The 18,630-nt window shown below is 36.1% G+C and carries 19 protein-coding genes; 3 read left to right on the forward strand and 16 right to left on the reverse strand.

Annotation, left to right across the window (positions count from 1 at the left end; all coding sequences use genetic code 11):
- Window positions 1-34: 34 nt before the first annotated feature.
- The 11 genes from HMPREF2818_RS10295 to mutL form a co-directional block, all read right to left on the reverse strand.
- Entirely contained in the window at window positions 35-157 is a 123-nt protein-coding gene (locus HMPREF2818_RS10295; RefSeq protein WP_001285711.1) for a hypothetical protein, read from the reverse strand.
- A gap of 81 nt (window positions 158-238) precedes the next feature.
- Entirely contained in the window at window positions 239-556 is a 318-nt protein-coding gene (locus tag HMPREF2818_RS03165) for a DUF1292 domain-containing protein (RefSeq protein ID WP_000940932.1), read from the reverse strand.
- A gap of 25 nt (window positions 557-581) precedes the next feature.
- The gene (gene ruvX, locus HMPREF2818_RS03170) at window positions 582-1,001 is read right to left on the reverse strand and encodes a Holliday junction resolvase RuvX (RefSeq protein WP_001222109.1); all 420 of its coding nucleotides are present in this window, start codon (window positions 999-1,001) and stop codon (window positions 582-584) included.
- The gene (locus tag HMPREF2818_RS03175; RefSeq protein ID WP_000507056.1) at window positions 1,001-1,267 is read right to left on the reverse strand and encodes an IreB family regulatory phosphoprotein; all 267 of its coding nucleotides are present in this window, start codon (window positions 1,265-1,267) and stop codon (window positions 1,001-1,003) included. Before HMPREF2818_RS03175 ends, ruvX begins: the two co-directional genes overlap by 1 nt.
- 201 nt (window positions 1,268-1,468) lie before the next feature.
- Window positions 1,469-1,867, reverse strand: coding sequence for a transcriptional regulator Spx (spx, locus tag HMPREF2818_RS03180; protein ID WP_000591161.1), 399 nt, complete (start codon window positions 1,865-1,867; stop codon window positions 1,469-1,471).
- A gap of 215 nt (window positions 1,868-2,082) precedes the next feature.
- On the reverse strand, window positions 2,083-3,222 hold the full coding sequence (gene recA, locus HMPREF2818_RS03185; RefSeq protein ID WP_001085741.1) for a recombinase RecA: 1,140 nt from the start codon (window positions 3,220-3,222) through the stop codon (window positions 2,083-2,085).
- Between the two features lie 73 nt (window positions 3,223-3,295).
- A complete protein-coding gene (locus tag HMPREF2818_RS03190) occupies window positions 3,296-4,555 on the reverse strand; it encodes a competence/damage-inducible protein A (RefSeq protein WP_001200978.1) in 1,260 nt (419 codons plus the stop codon).
- An 88-nt stretch (window positions 4,556-4,643) separates the two neighbouring features.
- Window positions 4,644-5,195 carry a DNA-3-methyladenine glycosylase I gene (locus tag HMPREF2818_RS03195; protein WP_000817341.1) on the reverse strand — a complete coding sequence of 184 codons (552 nt, stop codon included), beginning with the start codon at window positions 5,193-5,195 and terminating at the stop codon, window positions 4,644-4,646.
- A gap of 22 nt (window positions 5,196-5,217) precedes the next feature.
- Entirely contained in the window at window positions 5,218-5,808 is a 591-nt protein-coding gene (gene ruvA / locus HMPREF2818_RS03200; protein WP_000272487.1) for a Holliday junction branch migration protein RuvA, read from the reverse strand.
- Between the two features lies 1 nt (window position 5,809).
- Window positions 5,810-7,042: an MDR family MFS transporter gene (locus tag HMPREF2818_RS03205; protein WP_000657476.1), complete on the reverse strand. Its 1,233-nt coding sequence runs from the start codon at window positions 7,040-7,042 to the stop codon at window positions 5,810-5,812.
- Window positions 7,043-7,073: 31 nt separating this feature from the next.
- Window positions 7,074-9,047 (reverse strand): DNA mismatch repair endonuclease MutL, encoded by a 1,974-nt coding sequence (mutL, locus tag HMPREF2818_RS03210; protein WP_000034617.1) that lies wholly within the window; start codon window positions 9,045-9,047, stop codon window positions 7,074-7,076.
- Window positions 9,048-9,272: 225 nt separating this feature from the next.
- On the opposite strand from mutL, the gene HMPREF2818_RS03215 reads away from it, so the two are divergent.
- A complete protein-coding gene (locus tag HMPREF2818_RS03215; RefSeq protein WP_000191849.1) occupies window positions 9,273-9,476 on the forward strand; it encodes a cold-shock protein in 204 nt (67 codons plus the stop codon).
- 56 nt (window positions 9,477-9,532) lie between these two features.
- Here HMPREF2818_RS03215 and mutS read toward each other — a convergent pair whose 3' ends face one another.
- Together mutS and argR are read right to left on the reverse strand one after the other, a co-directional pair.
- A complete protein-coding gene (mutS, locus tag HMPREF2818_RS03220; protein WP_001118377.1) occupies window positions 9,533-12,109 on the reverse strand; it encodes a DNA mismatch repair protein MutS in 2,577 nt (858 codons plus the stop codon).
- A gap of 56 nt (window positions 12,110-12,165) precedes the next feature.
- Window positions 12,166-12,603 (reverse strand): arginine repressor, encoded by a 438-nt coding sequence (argR, locus tag HMPREF2818_RS03225; RefSeq protein ID WP_001033152.1) that lies wholly within the window; start codon window positions 12,601-12,603, stop codon window positions 12,166-12,168.
- Between the two features lie 221 nt (window positions 12,604-12,824).
- Here argR and argS point away from each other — a divergent pair, with 221 nt between their 5' ends.
- Together argS and HMPREF2818_RS03235 are read left to right on the forward strand one after the other, a co-directional pair.
- Entirely contained in the window at window positions 12,825-14,516 is a 1,692-nt protein-coding gene (argS, locus tag HMPREF2818_RS03230; RefSeq protein WP_000379869.1) for an arginine--tRNA ligase, read from the forward strand.
- Between the two features lie 87 nt (window positions 14,517-14,603).
- Window positions 14,604-14,912 (forward strand): bacteriocin immunity family protein, encoded by a 309-nt coding sequence (locus HMPREF2818_RS03235; RefSeq protein ID WP_001138859.1) that lies wholly within the window; start codon window positions 14,604-14,606, stop codon window positions 14,910-14,912.
- Window positions 14,913-14,938: 26 nt separating this feature from the next.
- Here HMPREF2818_RS03235 and HMPREF2818_RS03240 read toward each other — a convergent pair whose 3' ends face one another.
- From HMPREF2818_RS03240 to aspS, 3 genes are all read right to left on the reverse strand, one after another.
- Window positions 14,939-15,811: a YitT family protein gene (locus HMPREF2818_RS03240; protein WP_000915479.1), complete on the reverse strand. Its 873-nt coding sequence runs from the start codon at window positions 15,809-15,811 to the stop codon at window positions 14,939-14,941.
- Window positions 15,812-15,918: 107 nt separating this feature from the next.
- Window positions 15,919-16,863 carry a YitT family protein gene (locus HMPREF2818_RS03245; protein ID WP_000857770.1) on the reverse strand — a complete coding sequence of 315 codons (945 nt, stop codon included), beginning with the start codon at window positions 16,861-16,863 and terminating at the stop codon, window positions 15,919-15,921.
- Window positions 16,853-18,604 (reverse strand): aspartate--tRNA ligase, encoded by a 1,752-nt coding sequence (gene aspS / locus HMPREF2818_RS03250; protein ID WP_000830929.1) that lies wholly within the window; start codon window positions 18,602-18,604, stop codon window positions 16,853-16,855. Before aspS ends, HMPREF2818_RS03245 begins: the two co-directional genes overlap by 11 nt.
- Window positions 18,605-18,630 lie beyond the last annotated feature (26 nt).

Raw genomic sequence — 18,630 nt, forward strand, 5'->3', positions numbered from 1 at the left:
TCATATTTACATACTACCAGTATATCAGAAAACCTTATTTAGTCAATTTAGCCAACACTTGACCGTAACGAATAATATCCCTAAAGTAGTGGTATTTTCTAGACATATATTGTTTGAGAAATTCTTGTTCTTCTAGTGTTAGCTGAGTATCTGACATTAACATCACCTCCTTTTACTACATCATCACTATTATTATTCGAAAAAAAAACGACTGAACAATTGCTCAATCGCTTCGATATTATTCTTCATCTAGAAAGCTGTTGAAAACTTCCTCAATCATGTCCCATTCTGCATCTGAATCTTCTGGTATAGGCTGAAGGTCTCCTTCAGTTCCATCGGCATTTTCTGTAAATGAGTAAGCTTGAATCTCAATTTCACCTTGTTCGTCTTCTTCCGCACCTGCAGGAACGAGGAGAACATAGTTTTTGCCAAACTCTTCACGCCCATCAATAGTTAATAGAATTTCAAAAAGTGTTTCGTTCCCATTCTCATCTACAAGAGTGATTACTTCATGTTGATGTTCATGGTTATGATCGTGGTTATGATTATGTGCCATTGTTTCTCCTTTTTATGCCGAATGCTTAAAACATGCGGTCTAAATAATTTTGTAAGATTAGTTGAGCTGCTAATTTATCGATAACTTTCTTACGCTTACCACGACTAATATCAGCTTGCTCAACTAGCATACGCTCTGCTTGAACAGTCGTTAAACGTTCATCTTGATATTCAACTGGAAGATTGAATAATTCAGTGATTTTATCGCCATATGCCTGACTAGCCTCTACACGAGGACCACTTGTATTATTCATATTTTTAGGTAGACCAACTACAAATTTATCAACTTTGTACTCTTTTACTAACTCTGCTAAGCGGTCAAAACCAAAATTTCCAGATTCTTCATCGATCTTAATGATTTCAAGACCTTGTGCAGTGAAACCGAGTGGATCACTAATTGCAACGCCGACAGTTTTCGAGCCGACGTCAAGTCCCATTATTCTCATTACAAATCTATTCCATTTCCTTGTAAATAATAACGAACGAGCTCTTCTACAATCTCATCACGTTCATATTTACGAATTTGATTGCGAGCATCATTGTAACGAGGTACATAAGCAGGGTCCCCACTCAATACGTAACCAACAATTTGATTGATGGGATTGTAACCTTTTTCTTCTAATGAACGATAAACAGCTGTTAATGTTTCACTAATTTCTACTTTGTTACTATCATCTAATCTAAAACGAACAGTTTCATCTGTAAATCCCATACCTACACCTTCTTTCCTTTAATTCTTTCACTTATTATAACTTAAATAAAGTATTTGTACAAGAAATTGATAAACACTATATTAGAAAATCAAAAAGGGAGCACAAGAAACCAAGAAGTGATTCTTTGATTTCTTTACTCCCTACCTTATAGGTGATTTTTACAGGTTATCGTGTGACTCTCACTTATGCTTATCTAAAGCTCAAAGTGCTGCACGAAGACGAGCTTCTGCATTTTCAACGTTACGAATAGAGCGAGGTAGAAAAGCACGAATATCATCTTCCTTATAACCTACTTGAAGACGTTTGTCATCAATTAGAATTGGACTCTTTAAAATACGTGGATTTTCTTGAATAAGATCAATAACTTCATTTACACTCAACTCCTCAATATTACAATTGAGCGCCTTAGCATAACGATTTTTAGAAGAAACGATACTTTCAATACCACTTTCAGTTTTTGTTAATATTTCTAAAATTTCATCACGTGTTAGTGATTCTTTACCTAGGTTTTGTTCTTTATATGGAAGTTGATGAGCATTTAGCCAAGTTTTTGCTTTTTTACAACTTGTGCAACTTGAAATAGTATAAATCTTAATCATGTGCCTTCTCACTTTCTATCCCATGATAGTTATAGTTTAACATAGTCACAAAAATCAAACATGGGACTTAAGACCTATTTTTTATCAATTTACTAATAAAAATAAATAGATTTTAGGGATTTTTAAGCTTATTTTTAGTATAAAAATAAGTTCCAACCACTGTCAGAACTTATTTTAGTTACATTTATTCAAGTTCAAGATGTATAGTTGCTATTTTATTCCTCAATTTCAATAGCATTGTCCAAATCTAAAACAAGATCATCAGCTTCATTTTTTTCTTCAACGAGCTCAGACTGAACTGGCGAATCATCTTCAGTCATTCCAAAGTGCACGCGCACTTTATGGTCAATTTCATCAAAAATTGCTGGATTATCTGCTAAATATTTTTTGGCATTTTCAGAACCTTGTCCAATTTTCTCACCATTATATGAGTACCATGCACCTGCTTTTTGGATAATATCCAAATCACTAGCAATTTTAATTAACTCACCCGTGCGAGAAATACCTTCACCATACATAATTTCGACAAAAGCTTCACGGAATGGTGGAGCAACTTTATTTTTAACAACTTTGATTTTTGTCTCTTTACCAACATTATGATCTTTATGCTCACCAGTTCCCTTGATTTGAGTATTACCACGAACATCTAGACGAACCGATGAATAAAATTTCAAAGCACGACCACCAGGTGTTGTTTCAGGGTTACCAAACATAACGCCTACTTTTTCCCTTAACTGGTTGATAAAAATTGCGATTGTCTTTGTCTTGTTAATGGATGCTGACAATTTACGCATTGCTTGACTCATCATACGAGCTTGCAAACCAACGTGGCTGTCACCAATATCACCATCAATCTCAGCACGAGGAACAAGGGCTGCAACTGAATCGACAACAACTAAATCAACTGCGCCTGAATCAATCAATTTACCTGCAATTTCAAGACCTTGCTCACCTGAGTCAGGTTGAGACAAAAGTAACTCATCAATATTAACTCCAAGAGCCGCAGCATAGGCTGGGTCAAGAGCGTGCTCAGCATCAATAAAGGCAGCAATCCCACCTTCCTTTTGGGCTTGAGCTACGGCATGAAGGGCAACCGTTGTTTTACCAGATGACTCTGGTCCATAAATTTCGACGATACGTCCTTTAGGATATCCACCTGCTCCTAAAGCGATATCTAAAGCAAGAGAACCTGAACTCATTACTTGAACCTTTTGTTCAGCTCGCTCACCTAAGCGCATCACTGCGCCCTTACCAAAATCTTTTTCAATATTTTTCAAAGCATCATCTAAGGCTTTTCGACGTTCATCACCGAATTTCTTAGTAATTTCTTCTGCTTTTTTCGTTTTTTTAGCCAATGTCTTCTCCTTATATTTCTATGAATCTAGGTTGATTCAAATTTAGAAATCGTTCTACTAATTATAACAAATATTATATCTTTAATAAAGCCCTACGCACCAAGTCAAAAGCATGTAAAGTACTGATATGACGGACATCTGAGCGACTCTTCCCTCCAATCGATACTTTAATAGAAGAAACGCCTTCAGGGGTTGCAATCCCAATAAAAACTGTACCTGCAGGGTATCCTTCCAACTCATCAGGACCAGCAACTCCCGTTAAACCGATACCAAAATCTGCTTTTAAAAGTTGGCGAGCTTGCTGAGCCATTGCCTCAGCTGTAAAATGACTGACAACTCCATATTCTTGCAATTTTTTCTTAGGGATGCCGAGAAGTTGTGATTTTGCTTCCATACTATAGGTCGTAAAACCACCATTAAAAACTTGCGAAGCACCAGAAAATTCTGCTAACTGAGATTGAAATAACCCTGCTGTTAAGCTCTCTGCGGCAGTAATCGTTTTATTTTGTACTTTCAATAATTCTAAAACAGTACGTGCCATACTATTATTATCACCATAACCATATAATAAATCTTTTAATTTACGGTTATCTAATGTCTTAAGAGCAAGTATTTCTTTTTCTAAGCTATCTAATTTAAAGTCGGCCTCATCCTGATTTTCAGCTTTCGTTGATAACCTTAAAGTTACCTCACCAACCTTTGCATATGGTGCTATAGTTGGGTCTGTCTGATTCTTAATTATGTCTTCTAAGATTGTGACTAACTGACTCTCACCGATACCAAAGAATCTCAATACACGTGAATATAATTTTGTGCCATTATTTGACAAAATAGGTACTACCTGCTCCATAACCATTGGCTTTAATTCACTAGGCGGACCTGGTAAAACCATATATTGGACTCCCTTAGATGTAACGATACCACCAACAGCTAGACCAGTAAGGTTTTGTAGAGGTATTGAGCCTTCAACCAATTGAGCTTGTCGTTCATTATTTGGCGTTCTAGCAAACTGAGGACGACTTGAAAAAAAACGATCCAATTTTCGACTAGCTAATAAATCTACTGTTAATGATTTACCTAAAAATTTAGCCAAAGTTTGCTTCGTTAAGTCATCCTCTGTAGGGCCAAGTCCACCACATAGGATAACCAATTGACTGCGCTGACTAGCTATATCTAAAAGCGATAATAAACGTTCCTCATTGTCTCCTACAGCTGTCTGGAAATAAATATCAATTCCCAATTCTGCCATTTTCTCCGACAAAAATTGTGCGTTTGTATTAACGATCTGTCCTGTTAAAATTTCTGTTCCTACAGCGATAATTTCAGCCCTCACAACTTCACCCTCTTATCTATTCGAAATAATGACTACATTTTAGCAAAAAAAGTAGCAAAAGTGCTACTTAAAACATATCACATTGATATTACTTGAAATCACATATATTTTCATGGTCATTAACCATACCCGCGGCCTGAATAAAAGAATAGAGGCAAGTTGGACCAACAAATTTAAAACCGCGTTTTTTTAAATCCTTAGATAAGCGTTCGGATAAGGTAGTACTTGCAGGCACATCGTTGTAGTTGTTAACTGAGTTAACCTGTACTTTATTATCTACAAAAGACCAAATGTAGCGATCAAAACTTCCGAATTCTTTCTGAATTAATATAATTGACCTAGCATTTTGTCGTGTTGAGAAAAGTTTTAGACGATGACGAATAACCCTAGGATTTTGTAAGATTATCTCTAAATCCGCATCTGACATTGCAGCTACCTTTTCAATATTATAGTGATGAAAAACTTGTCTGAACTCCTGACGTTTATTTAATACTGTTTCCCAAGATAAACCCGATTGATAAGTTTCTAAACATAGTAACTCAAAGAGTACATGATCGTCATGAACAGCTCTCCCCCACTCTTTATCATGGTAAGCTACATATAATGGATTATCTAAATTCACCCAAGAACATCGTTTCATGTGAAACCTCATTACTTCTAAATTATTTCATCAACATCTTCAAACTAGATTTGATGTATTGCTCCACAGTCTCGTTCGTACCTTCAAAAAAGGCTTTTACTTTTTTCAATTCAGTCGCCTTATACCCCAACGCTAACAAAGCTTCCATAGCTTCTTCAAGATTGCTATTCTGCTCAGAGCTAACCTTACGACTAGTCGCACTCTCACCAGAAGCTTCTACAAACTTCCCTGACAAATCAAGGATCATCTGTTGTGCTGTTTTTTTTCCTATCTTTGGAAATTTAGTCAAATACTTAATATCACTATTATCAATGGCACTTACGAGACCTTCATTGTCATCGACTGCAATAATTGCTAAAGCGGTCGTTGGACCAATTCCTGATACTGAAATTAAATTAAGAAAAATTTCTTTTTCATTTTCCGTATGAAAACCAAATAAAAGATGTGCATCATCGCGAATGACTTGATGTAAGTAGATGGTAACTTCTTGATTAACGTAACCTGAAAAAGAGTAGGGATTTGCCACATATATCATGTATCCCAATCCAGCTGTTTCCACAACAATAAATTTAGCCGTTATTTTACTCAATTTTCCTTTAATATAATCGTACATTCTATTTTCCTATCTCAATATTTTTCATTTTGGTAGCATATAAGATTAAAACCAGACCTGCTAACATAAAAATGGTCAATGTTATTTGAACACCTATTTTTCCTGTAAAATAGCTGAGCGAAACCATGGCACCTGCTAATACACTTGCAACAGGTTGTGCGATAGCTAAAAATCCAGAATATGATCCAATTTTTCCCTCCACCATCATCTCCGCCCTTAGAACCTGACTAGCTGGAACATAAATCATTTCGCCAAAGGTGAAAAACGTCATGGCAATCAAAATAGCTCCAAAAGTGTTTAGAGAAATATTAAAAAGCATTCCAAAACCACAAATCAAGCTCCCTAATATTAGTTGACGTTTCAAAGGCCAATTCTCTATGAATTTATTTATAGTTGTCATTAGTAAGACAATTAATAGAGTGTTTGTAAAGACTGCTAAACTAAGCATTTTAGCACCTGTGATTGTATGTCCTAAAATGGACACTACTTCAAAATTTTGCTTAAGATTGACCGAGAAATAATTATCAACCTGGAGCCAGACAACACTGGAACCAATTGCTCCTAAAGTATAAACAACAAACGCTTTATCCACTAAAACCTGACTATAATTTTTAAAAGTTCCTAAAACTCCTTTATCATGCTTGAAGGTTCCCTCCTGTGGTTTTGTCTCATCAAACTTGAAGTAGACCACGAAACAACAAATCGCTGAAATAATAAGAAGAACTATTAATAATTCAAAAAAATGGTGATCATAGAAAATCCCAGCAATTCCAGAACCTAGCATTACAGCGATGTTAACCAACCAATAACCTATAGTGTAAACAAAGCGACGATTCTGTTCGTTCGTCAAATCAATGGTCATAGCTTCATAGGCAGGGAAATAAAATTGGTGAGCTATTTCAATGATAAGGATACCTACAAAGGTCAAGTGTGGCGTAATATGATTTGGAACATTTGCAGCTATAGTTATAGCCCAACCAATGGTTGCCAGCAGTGAACCTATAATCACAACTTTTTTCCTCCCCATAGCATCTGACAAATGGCCTCCATATAAGGTCGCTACAAACCCTGATAGTTGAGTTATGATGATCAAGATTCCTGTAACTAGATTTCCAAAATATTGAACATAATACATTGCCATAAAAGGAAAAATAGCTGAACCAACCGTAATGGAAATAAAACGCAATAATTCTCTTAACTGTAGCTGTTTTGGCAAAGCAAAAAACTCTTTCACTTTTTCTCCCTTCTTCCCTAACAAGTAATTATCAATATTTTCCTAAATCCCTGAGGCTTGTATGATTTTCTTGGATTCGTTTAAACATTTTCTCCATATCAGCTTTTGTAAAATTAACTAAAACAGGTCTTCCATGAGGGCAATTATAAGGATTTTTACATTGCGCTAACTGATCTAATAAATGACGTGCTGAGTAATCGTCTAGCGTATGGTTTGCTTTAATAGATCGCTTGCAAGACATCATAATAGCCAACTCTGCGCGATATTTTTTCACTGATACTTCATTAGTGAGCAACAACATATCACACATTTCATAAATGCCAGACTCTACCTCTTCTTCTTTCATCCAAATTGGATGTTCCCTTAAAATGAAAGTATTATTACCATACGGTTCCAAGAAAATACCAACATCTTGTAATAATGACATTTTTTCTTGTAATTGAAGAAAATCTGAACTTGAAAATTCAAATAGAAATGGTACTAACAATTGTTGAAGACTATTATCAACCTCACCTATCTTTTCACGGTAATACTCGTATTTTACACGCTCTTGAGCTGCATGTTGATCAATAATATACAACCCACCATTCCCTTGAGCAAATAAGTAGGTCCCATGCATTTGACCAAAAAATTCGAGCTCTGGAAAAGTCGAACTTTCTTCCGAATCTAATTTTTCAACAAGTTTGTTAAGTGACTGTTTACTACTAAGGTAATCCTGAGAATGAATGAAGTTCTCACTATCAGCTTGATCTCTACTAGCATACTTTATATTAGGAGACTGCGTTGCTCCTTGATTAACAGAGTTTTTTACATCATTGTCAACTGAACCGTCACTTTTGTCAAGGTTTGTAAAGTTAGCAATAGGTTCAGATACAGTATCTGCACCTATAAAAAAGTCATTTTTAGCCCTATCGTAATACAAACCAGGCTGTTTTAGTGAGAAGCTTGTTTGTATAGGCTTATCTACACTTCGGGTACTAGTTTTAGCTAAATTCTCTAAAGCATCCGGAATCAAGTCATATTGTTTAAGACTCTCAGAAATTGCTGTGCTTATTAAACTCATTAATTCTCGTTCCTTAGAAATTCTCACCTCTTGCTTAGTCGGATGAACGTTGACATCTGCTAGATAAGGATCTATCTGAATATCAATGACAGCAATTGGAAATCTTCCAACCATCAACTTTGAACCATAACCATCTAGAATTGAGCGGTTCAAAAGAAAATTTTTAATGTAACGACCGTTAATTAATAGGGTAATATAGTTTCGGTTAGCTCGTGTCAATTCAGGCAAACTTACATAACCCGAAATTTCAAAATCTAAATCTGCATTTGAAATCTCAATCATTTTTTTTGCAGTATTTAAACCATAAATACCTGCAATCGCCTGTCTCAAATCGCCAGTCCCACTAGTTTTAGTCATTTCTTTACCATCATTTATCAGTGTAAAAGCAACTTCCGGATGCGCTAGACTGAGTCTATTAACAATATCAATAATATGAGCTAGTTCAGACTGTAAACTCTTCATGTATTTCAATCTGGCAGGCGTGTTAAAGAATAAATTTTCAACTAAAATTTTTGTTCCACGAGGACTTGAAACAACTTCCTGTTTTTCAATGTTTCCCCCTTTAGCAACAAGTAACGTCCCTTGTTTCCCTTGCTCTGTAGCTGTTTTTATCGTCATTAAACTAATCGAAGCGATTGATGGTAGAGCTTCACCACGAAAACCTAAGGTCCGAATACGAAAAAGGTCACTCTGGCTTTTGATTTTGGATGTAGCGTGACGTCGTAAACTGAGAACGGCATCCTCACTAGTCATCCCTTCACCGTTATCCGTTATTTGAATCTTTTTAAGACCAGATTCTTCAACCTCTATGGTAATTTGGCTACTTCCTGCATCTATGGCATTTTCAACTAATTCTTTAACGACGCTACTAGGCCTTTCAACAACCTCACCAGCAGCAATCTGGTTAGCTAATATATCCGGTAATTCAATAATTTTAGACAAGTTCATCCCTCCTTTTTTTATGATTTTTTGTAACTTTTTTTGTGATATCTTAGCCATTATACCATATTCAAAATATTAATTTGACAATAACACAATTTTTAGTTGACATCACTCCTATTACCTGTTAGACTTAGGGAGCGTAATAAGTTTTGAAGTTGTATTTTTGTTTAACATTTTTACCTTTTTTATTTTTTACAGTAACATTTTTAGAAAGGTAATAAACAAATGACACAAGGTACAGTGAAATGGTTTAACTCAGAAAAAGGTTTTGGCTTTATTTCTAGCGAAACTGGAACAGACGTCTTCGCTCATTTTTCAGAGATTAAAGTTGATGGCTTCAAAACTCTTGAAGAAGGACAAAAAGTAACATTTGATATTCAAGATGGTCAACGTGGACCACAAGCAACAAATATCAATCTTGTTAAATAATTAAAAAAGAGCCTAAATGAATTATTTAGTCTCTTTTTTGTTGCCTAAAGGCTATTTTATAATAATTTCTTTAAGTCAAATATAGCATTCATAGCTTGCATTGGAGTTAGATTCATTATATCTATCGCTTCTAACTCCTCAATAACCCTACCTGCATTTGAAGGTTCTTCAAAAAGCGATAATTGTCCTTGTTGCTTCTCAGAATCTAGTTCCTCATTTAAGTCAGCAGTAACAGCTTCTTGGGAGGGCGATACGATCAACTGTACTGCATCAGCTTCCAACTGTGATAAAATATCAGTTGCCCTATCCAATAAGTCAATTGGTAAACCAGCTATTTTTGCGACGTGTATCCCATAAGACTTATCCGCAGGTCCAGATTCAATTTTATGTAAGAAGGTAACTTCTCCATCTCTCTCTAAAGTAGCCACGTGTACATTGACAAGCCTTGTCAACTGTTCAGATAAATCTGTCAACTCATGGTAATGAGTCGCAAACATTGTTTTTGCCCTAACACGGTCATGAATATATTCTATAATCGATTGAGCTAATGCCATACCATCATAAGTGGCTGTCCCTCGACCTAATTCATCAAAAAGAATCAAAGATTTATCACTGGCTCGTTTTACAGCTTGATTCGCTTCCATCATTTCTACCATAAAGGTTGATTGCCCAGAAATTAAGTCGTCAGCAGCACCAATCCTAGTAAATATTGCATCAAATACAGGCAAATCAACTTCGTCTGCCGATACAAAACCTCCCATTTGTGCCATAATAACTGTCAAAGCTAACTGGCGCATATAGGTCGACTTACCACTCATATTTGGTCCTGTAATCAACTGGATATCTGTCTGACTATCAAAATAGATGCTATTGGGAATATATTCTTGCACTCCCATCACTTTTTCAACAGTTGCATGACGCCCATTCTTAATCTTAATCTGATGTTGATCATTAAATTTGGGACGAACATAGTGATAATTTTCTGCAACTACTGCCAAACTCTGTAGAACATCAACGGTTGCAATCGTCTTTGCTAACTCTTGAAGACGTTTAATATAAGATTCTACTTGGGCACGAACACGCATAAAAATATCATATTCTAAATTTGAAGATTGCTCGCGAGCTTCGAGCATTTCACCTTCAATTTTGGCTAGTTCTGCTGTTCCATAGCGTTCAGAATTTTTTAATGTCGCTTTACGGAAAAAATGCTCCGGTACTAGTGATAAATTGGAATTGGTAACATGGAAGTAATAACCGTCTTTTTTATTATAATCAATTTTAAGAGTACCGATACCACTTGCTGCTCTTTCCTTAGCTTCAATATCAGCAATCCAACCTGTACCTTCACGCATCACTGTTCGATAATTATCCAATTGCTTATCAAATCCAGACTTGATAATGTTTCCCTCAGTGATAGTAGCCTGTGCTTCTGGGGCTATCGCCGTATTAATTAAACTTTCTAATTCAGGCATAGTGTCAATTTTGTTGACAATGATGTCAAGCTCAGGTTGATTGAAGGACTGTAAAATCATTTTAATCCGAGGAATTTGTGATAAGGTCTGTCCGAGTTGCAATAGATCTTTAGGGTTGGCTTTTCCGAAAGATACTCGACTTGCTAGGCGTTCAATATCATATACACCCTTTAAACTTTCTGTGAGATCGTTTCTCTCAAAAAAATAATCAAGAAACACTTGAATAATATCTTGACGTTCCTTGATTCGATTCATACTTACCAAAGGCCTGTCAATCCAAGTTCTCAGCATTCGAGTTCCCATCGCTGTTTTAGTCTCATCTAACAACCAGTAAAGACTTCCATGCTTCTTGCTTGTTCTAGCATTCTCCAGTAAATCTAGACTATTTTTCGTTGCATATGACATTTGTAAATAGTCCTTTATTTCATAATGAACTACTTTCTGTAAATGACTAAGTTCACGCTTTTGTGTTCTATGCACATATTGTAAAAGTTTTTCCGCAGCAGATATTTCCAAATCAGTTAACTGCTCATCAATCAAATGAATATCATTAAGTCGTTCGTCTTCGTATGATAAAAGCAAGTTCATCTGCTTCGTCAGTAGGTGATTTTTTTCGTCCGTCAATTGATATCCTACTACAATCTCACGAGCTTTTAAATTTAGTATTTCACTACGGACGGACTCAAAATCTGTTAAAAGGGTTGCCTGAAACTCTCCAGTTGAGACATCCATATATGCTAGACCAAATGTTTGTTGATCTTGCGAATCAATCGCTACTAAGAAATTATTAGCACTATCCGGCTTCGTTGACTCCACAACCGTTCCTGGGGTAACAACTTGCACTACCTCACGCTTGACCACTCCCACAGCTTTTTTAGGATCTTCCATCTGCTCAGCAATGGCTACTTTGTAACCTAATTCAACTAAAACGTCAATATACTGTTGAGCTGAGTGATAGGGAACTCCTGCCATTGGGATTGGCTTTTCTGCGTTCTTATTTCGACTAGTCAAGCTAATTTCCAGGATTTGTGCTGCTTTTACCGCATCATCATAAAATAATTCATAAAAATCACCCATTCTAAAAAGCAAAAAAGCATCTGGATAATTCTCTTTTATATCCAGATACTGTTGCATTCCCGGTGATATCGTTGGCTTGGCCATTTCTCACTCCTAACTAACGGGGCTGGCTGCCATGCTCAGCTCCTCAATCATTATATTTATAAACCTACTGATAGTTCTTTTTCAAAAACTTTGGCAATATCTTCATTTTGACAAATCACCAACAAGGTGTCTGCTCCTGCCATTGTTCCTAAAATCTCTGGCAGCCCTTTCTCATCAATAAAGTTTGCTAAAACGCTAGCCTCCCCTAAATTAGTATTTAAAACTAACATAAAACTTGCTCGCGATACTTTCAAAATATATGAGCGTAAGGCTGGGCTAAATCGATTTGAAGTAGCTGTTGATAAACTATAATATAGCTTACCTTCTGGGCTACGTAATTTTAAAAGACCAATCTCACGCAAGTCTCTTGATAGAGTCGCTTGCGTGACATCGATTCCTTCATTTTTTAAATGTAATTTAATTTCTTCTTGTGTGCCAATCTGCCCTGATTGGATCAAACGTTTAATACGTTTTTGGCGTTCTATTTTATTCATGTTATTCAATCCTTTTTAGTTAGAATTATGCTTACCAAATTATATCAAAAAAAATTGTCTTTTTCACTTAGTAGTGATATCGTAATCATTCTGTAAAAAAGCTATAAAGTAGGCTAGTTCTTTACAGAATGCATTATGAATTTAATCAACAAGTTCTCGTCTATTTTTCATAATTATGTTAAAATAGGGTGACTATATTACTAATTAAAATAGGAGATACCATGGATACAAAACATCTAATTGCGAGTGAAATTCAAAAAGTTGTTCCAGATATGGAACAATCGACCATTCTTTCTTTATTAGAAACCCCAAAAAATTCGAGCATGGGAGATTTAGCTTTCCCAGCATTCTCTTTGGCTAAAACTCTACGCAAAGCACCTCAAATAATTGCTAGTGACATTGCTGAACAAATTAAAAGCGACCAATTTGAAAAGGTGGAAGCTGTTGGACCTTACGTTAACTTTTTCCTTGATAAAGCCGCAATCTCAAGTCAAGTTTTAAAACAAGTCTTATCTGATGGTTCTGCCTATGCTACTCAAAATATTGGTGAAGGACGAAATGTTGCCATTGACATGTCTAGTCCAAATATTGCTAAGCCATTCTCAATTGGACACCTTCGTTCAACAGTTATTGGTGATAGTTTAGCTAATATTTTTGATAAAATTGGCTATCATCCTGTTAAAATTAATCACCTTGGCGACTGGGGTAAACAATTTGGAATGTTAATCGTTGCCTATAAAAAATGGGGCAATGAAGAGGCTGTCCGTGCTCATCCCATCGATGAACTTTTAAAACTTTATGTCCGTATTAATGCTGAAGCCGAGACAGACCCTAGCGTTGATGAAGAGGCACGTGAGTGGTTTCGTAAACTTGAAGCTAACGATCCTGAAGCAACTGAATTATGGCAATGGTTCCGTGACGAGTCATTATTAGAATTCAACCGTCTTTACGATCAAATGAATGTTACATTTGATAGCTATAACGGCGAGGCATTCTACAACGACAAAATGGATGAAGTGCTTGAACTGCTAGAATCTAAAAACCTCCTAGTCGAATCTAAAGGTGCACAAGTTGTTAACCTAGAAAAATACGGTATTGAACATCCTGCCCTCATTAAAAAATCCGATGGAGCAACTCTCTACATTACACGTGACTTAGCTGCTGCACTTTACCGTAAACGTACCTACGATTTTGCAAAATCAATCTACGTTGTAGGAAACGAACAGTCTGCACACTTTAAGCAACTAAAAGCTGTGCTTAAAGAAATGGACTACGATTGGTCCGATGATATGACTCATGTTCCTTTTGGCCTTGTAACAAAAGGAGGAGCAAAATTATCAACTCGTAAAGGAAATGTAATTCTACTTGAACCTACTGTTGCAGAAGCTATTAATCGTGCGGCATCTCAGATTGAAGCTAAAAACCCTAACCTAGCAGATAAAGATAAAGTTGCTCAAGCAGTTGGTGTAGGTGCTATTAAATTTTACGATTTGAAAACTGATCGTACAAATGGTTATGACTTTGACTTAGAAGCAATGGTATCATTTGAAGGTGAAACTGGGCCATATGTACAATATGCACATGCTCGTATTCAATCAATCTTACGTAAAGCTAACTTTAGCCCATCTAATAGCGATAATTACAGTCTCAACGATGTTGAAAGCTGGGAAATCATCAAACTCATCCAAGATTTTCCTCGTACTATTGTACGTGCGGCAGATAATTTTGAGCCCTCTATTATTGCAAAATTCGCTATTAATTTAGCTCAGTGCTTCAATAAATATTACGCCCACACACGTATTTTAGATGAAGACGCTGAAATCAGTAGTCGTCTAGCACTTTGCTATGCAACTGCTACAGTATTAAAAGAATCTCTTCGCCTCCTAGGAGTTGATGCTCCGAATGAAATGTAAGAAATGACACTACTAAGACTGTCAAATTTATGACAGTCTTAATTTTTTATATTATAATAATAGCACAACAAGTTACAGGAGAATGCCATGCCATCAGAAAAAGAAATATTAGATGCTCTTAGTAAAGTTTATAGCGAAGAAGTAATACAAGCAGATGATTATTTTCGTCAAGCTATTTTCGAGCTCGCTAGTCAACTTGAAAAAGAGGGGATGAACTCACTCCTAGCTACAAAAATTGACTCACTTATCAATCAATACGTCTTAACACATCAATTTGATGCTCCTAAAAGCATATTTGATCTTAGTCGCTTGGTAAAAACAAAAGCTAGCCATTACAAGGGAACTGCTATCTCAGCTATTATGCTTGGTAGTTTCTTAAGTGGAGGACCAAAATAAAAATACAGGCCAGACAGCCTGTATTTTTATTTATCGTAATTTCTTCGTCGAATTTTAAAATCTGAGCTAATAACTTCATCTACATTTATAACAGAAATAAAAGCATCTGGGTCTAAATCAGCCATGATTTCTTTCACATCACGCACTTCACTTGGGTTAAGAGCTACGTACAAGACATCATGCTCTCTACCTGAGTAGGCACCTTGGCCCCGTAAAAAAGTTACACCCCTATTAATTTCATGCAAAATGGTTGCTGCTGCAGATTCTGATTCTTTGGTAATAATGATCATTCCACGAACAGTGTAGCCCCCATTTTCAACATTTGTTAACACTTGACTAAATACAAAGCTAGCTACTAACGTATATAGCATCTGTTGTAAATTAATATAAACAAGTGAAGACGTTAGAACTATAGCATCAATAAACAATAAGGTTTGCCCTAATTTTATTCCAGATTTTTCCTCTACAATACGACCAATAATATCTGCACCACCTGTAGTTGCACCATATCTAAATACTAAACCACTACCAGTTCCTGCTAAAATTCCAGCAGCTACTGCAACTAACATCATATCGTTTTTCAAAGGGACTGTTACAGGGATTTGTTGCCAAAACCACATGAAAAAAGACATTAACACTGTACCATATATAGTTAACAATAAGGATTTTTTCCCTAAAATCCTAGCCCCTAATATAAATAACGGGATATTAAGGAGAAGTGATGAAAGTGCTGGATTAACTCCGAAAAGTGCATGGATAATCAAAGTGACACCGGAAATACCTCCTTCAGCCAAATGATTAGCCATATTAAATTTGACAAAGCCGAAAGTATAGAGAGCCACACCAAAGGCAATTAAAATAGTTTCTTTTATCTTTGTTTTTAAATCCAGTTTCAACATAGGCTTAATCCTTCCTTATTCAAAAAAGCTAAAGTTGTTTAAACAACTTAGCTTAATAACATCATAATGTTTCCTTAGTGGTGGCTGACCAAAAGTCATATATACAGTTAATCATCATCAACGAATCGTCCAATAATATGAACATTTTCTGCAACGGAAACAAAGGCTTTTGGATCCGCTTTTAGCATTAAATATTTAAAATCACTAAATTCTTCACGTGTTAATATAGTTATTAAAACTGCTTTTTTCTCATGATTATAAGTACCTTCAGCATCATTGATACAGGTTACACCACGATGTAAATCACGATGGATACGTTTAATGACGCAATCAGGCTTACTGGTAACAATCATCGCTTGCATCTTTTTTTGCTTTGTAAAAATGGCATCTGTAACTCTACTTGATACAAAAATGGTCACCATCGAGTACAAAGCGTACTTCCAACCAAATAAAAGACCTGCAAATAATAAAATAATACCATTAATAATAAAAGAAATACTACCTACATCTCTGCCTGTTTTCTTTCTAATTGTCAAACTGATAATATCTGTTCCCCCACTAGAAATTCTAGACTTAAAGCTAAAACCAACACCAGCTCCCATAATTAAACCACCAAAGATAGCATTGATTAAGGGATCAGTTGTAAGGGTGATTTGAGGCATTAGTTGAATGAAGATAGAGCTTACAGTTACTGTGATAAACGTAAAAATAGTAAATTTATGTCCAATCTTACGCCAAGATAATATCAGCAAAGGGATATTAATGGCATAAAAAGCTAAAGCAACTGGTATTTCAAAAGAAAACCAGTGTTTACTGACAGCTGAAATAACCTGAGCTAAACCAGTTGCTCCACTTGAATAAACATGTCCAGGTTGAAAAAAGAAATTGACAGCAACACTGGATAGAATACCATACAGCAATGAAGCCGAAATTTTCTCTGCATATTTTTCTCGTGAGATACTTTTTAAAGTGTGTAAGAGACCAAATTTTTTAGCCCATACACTGATAATATATTTTACCTTTTTTTCTAAAGGGGTTCGTCTAGTTTTCATAACTTTCTACAGTAAGTGATAATTCTTCTAATTGTTGTTCTGAAACGAGACTAGGAGCTTGAGTCATTGGATCACTAGCCTTATTGTTTTTAGGGAATGCAATAACTTCTCGAATATTGTCCTTGCCTGCTAACAACATAACAAAGCGGTCAAGGCCTATTGCCAATCCACCATGTGGTGGGAAGCCGTAATCCATAGCTTCAAGTAAGAAACCAAACTGTTCCTGAGCTGATTCAGCGCTAAATCCTAAAGCCTTGAACATACGCTCTTGTGTATCTTTTTGGTTAATACGTAGGCTACCACCGCCTAACTCATATCCATTCAAAACAATATCATAGGCAACTGCACGTACTTTAGCCAAATCCCCTTCCAACTCATGCGCTGTCTCCGCTGTTGGCAAGGTGAATGGATGATGAGCCGACATATATCGTCCCTCTTCTTCTGACCACTCAAACATTGGCCAATCAACAACCCATAGGAAATTAAATTTAGAATAATCAATGAGTTCAAGTTCTTTTGCAATGCGTGTACGAAGCGCTCCTAAAGTCTCGTTAGCTACTTCAAGACTATCTGCTACAAATAGAATTAAGTCATTATTCTCTAGCTGTAAAGCTTCTGTCAACCTACCTTCAATAGCTGTCAAGAACTTAGCAACCGGACCTGAAATAGTATTATCTGCATATTTTAGCCATGCTAAACCTTTGGCACCGTATTGTTTTGCAATTTCTGTTAATTTATCAATATTTTTTCGAGAGTACTTGTCCGCCTTATCTTTGACAACAATCGCTTTAACTACTGAAGCTTCTGAGAACACCTTGAAGTCAACTTCTTTGACAATTTCTGTCAAGTCTTGTAAAAGCATATCAAACCTTGTATCAGGCTTATCAGACCCGTAGTTATTCATTGCATCATCATATGCCATCCTTGGGAATGGTAAAGAAACCTCTAAACCTTTAGTGTCTTTCATTACTTTAGCAATCATACCCTCAACAATGTCTTGAATTTCTTGATCACTAAGGAATGATGTCTCTAAGTCAACTTGTGTAAACTCAGGTTGACGGTCTCCACGTAAATCCTCATCACGGAAACATTTGACAATTTGATAATAACGATCAAATCCCGCATTCATCAATAGCTGTTTTGTAATTTGAGGGCTTTGTGGAAGGGCATAAAAATGTCCTTGGTTGACACGTGATGGAACCAAATAGTCTCGTGCCCCCTCTGGAGTTGATTTTGTTAGCATCGGAGTTTCGACATCAATAAACTCTAAGTTGTCAAGGTAATTACGGATTGAGTGTGTTACTTTCGCACGTAATTTGAAATTTTCAAGCATTTCCGGACGACGAAGATCCAAGTAACGGTAACGCATGCGTGTATCATCATTTGCCTCAATACCATCTTTAATTTCAAATGGTGTTGTTTTCGAGGTATTAAGAATCGATAATTCTTGCACTTTTAATTCAACTTCTCCTGTTGGTAAATTATCATTAGCTTGTTCTCGTGCTGTCACTACACCGCTAACCTCTATAACAAATTCACTACGGAGACTTTCTGCGGTTGCCATAACTGAGGCTGATACTTCTTCAGGATTAATAACTAATTGCATGATTCCCTCGCGATCGCGAAGATCAATAAAAATAAGGCCTCCAAGGTCACGACGACGACCAACCCATCCTTTTAAAGTAATCGATGTTCCTATGTGCTCACTACGAACACGCCCAGCATACATACTACGTTTCATCTGTTTTCTCCATTTAAAATATTCAT

Origin of the sequence: Streptococcus sp. HMSC076H09, assembly GCF_001811765.1 — a bacterium.
GTDB lineage: Bacteria > Bacillota > Bacilli > Lactobacillales > Streptococcaceae > Streptococcus > Streptococcus agalactiae.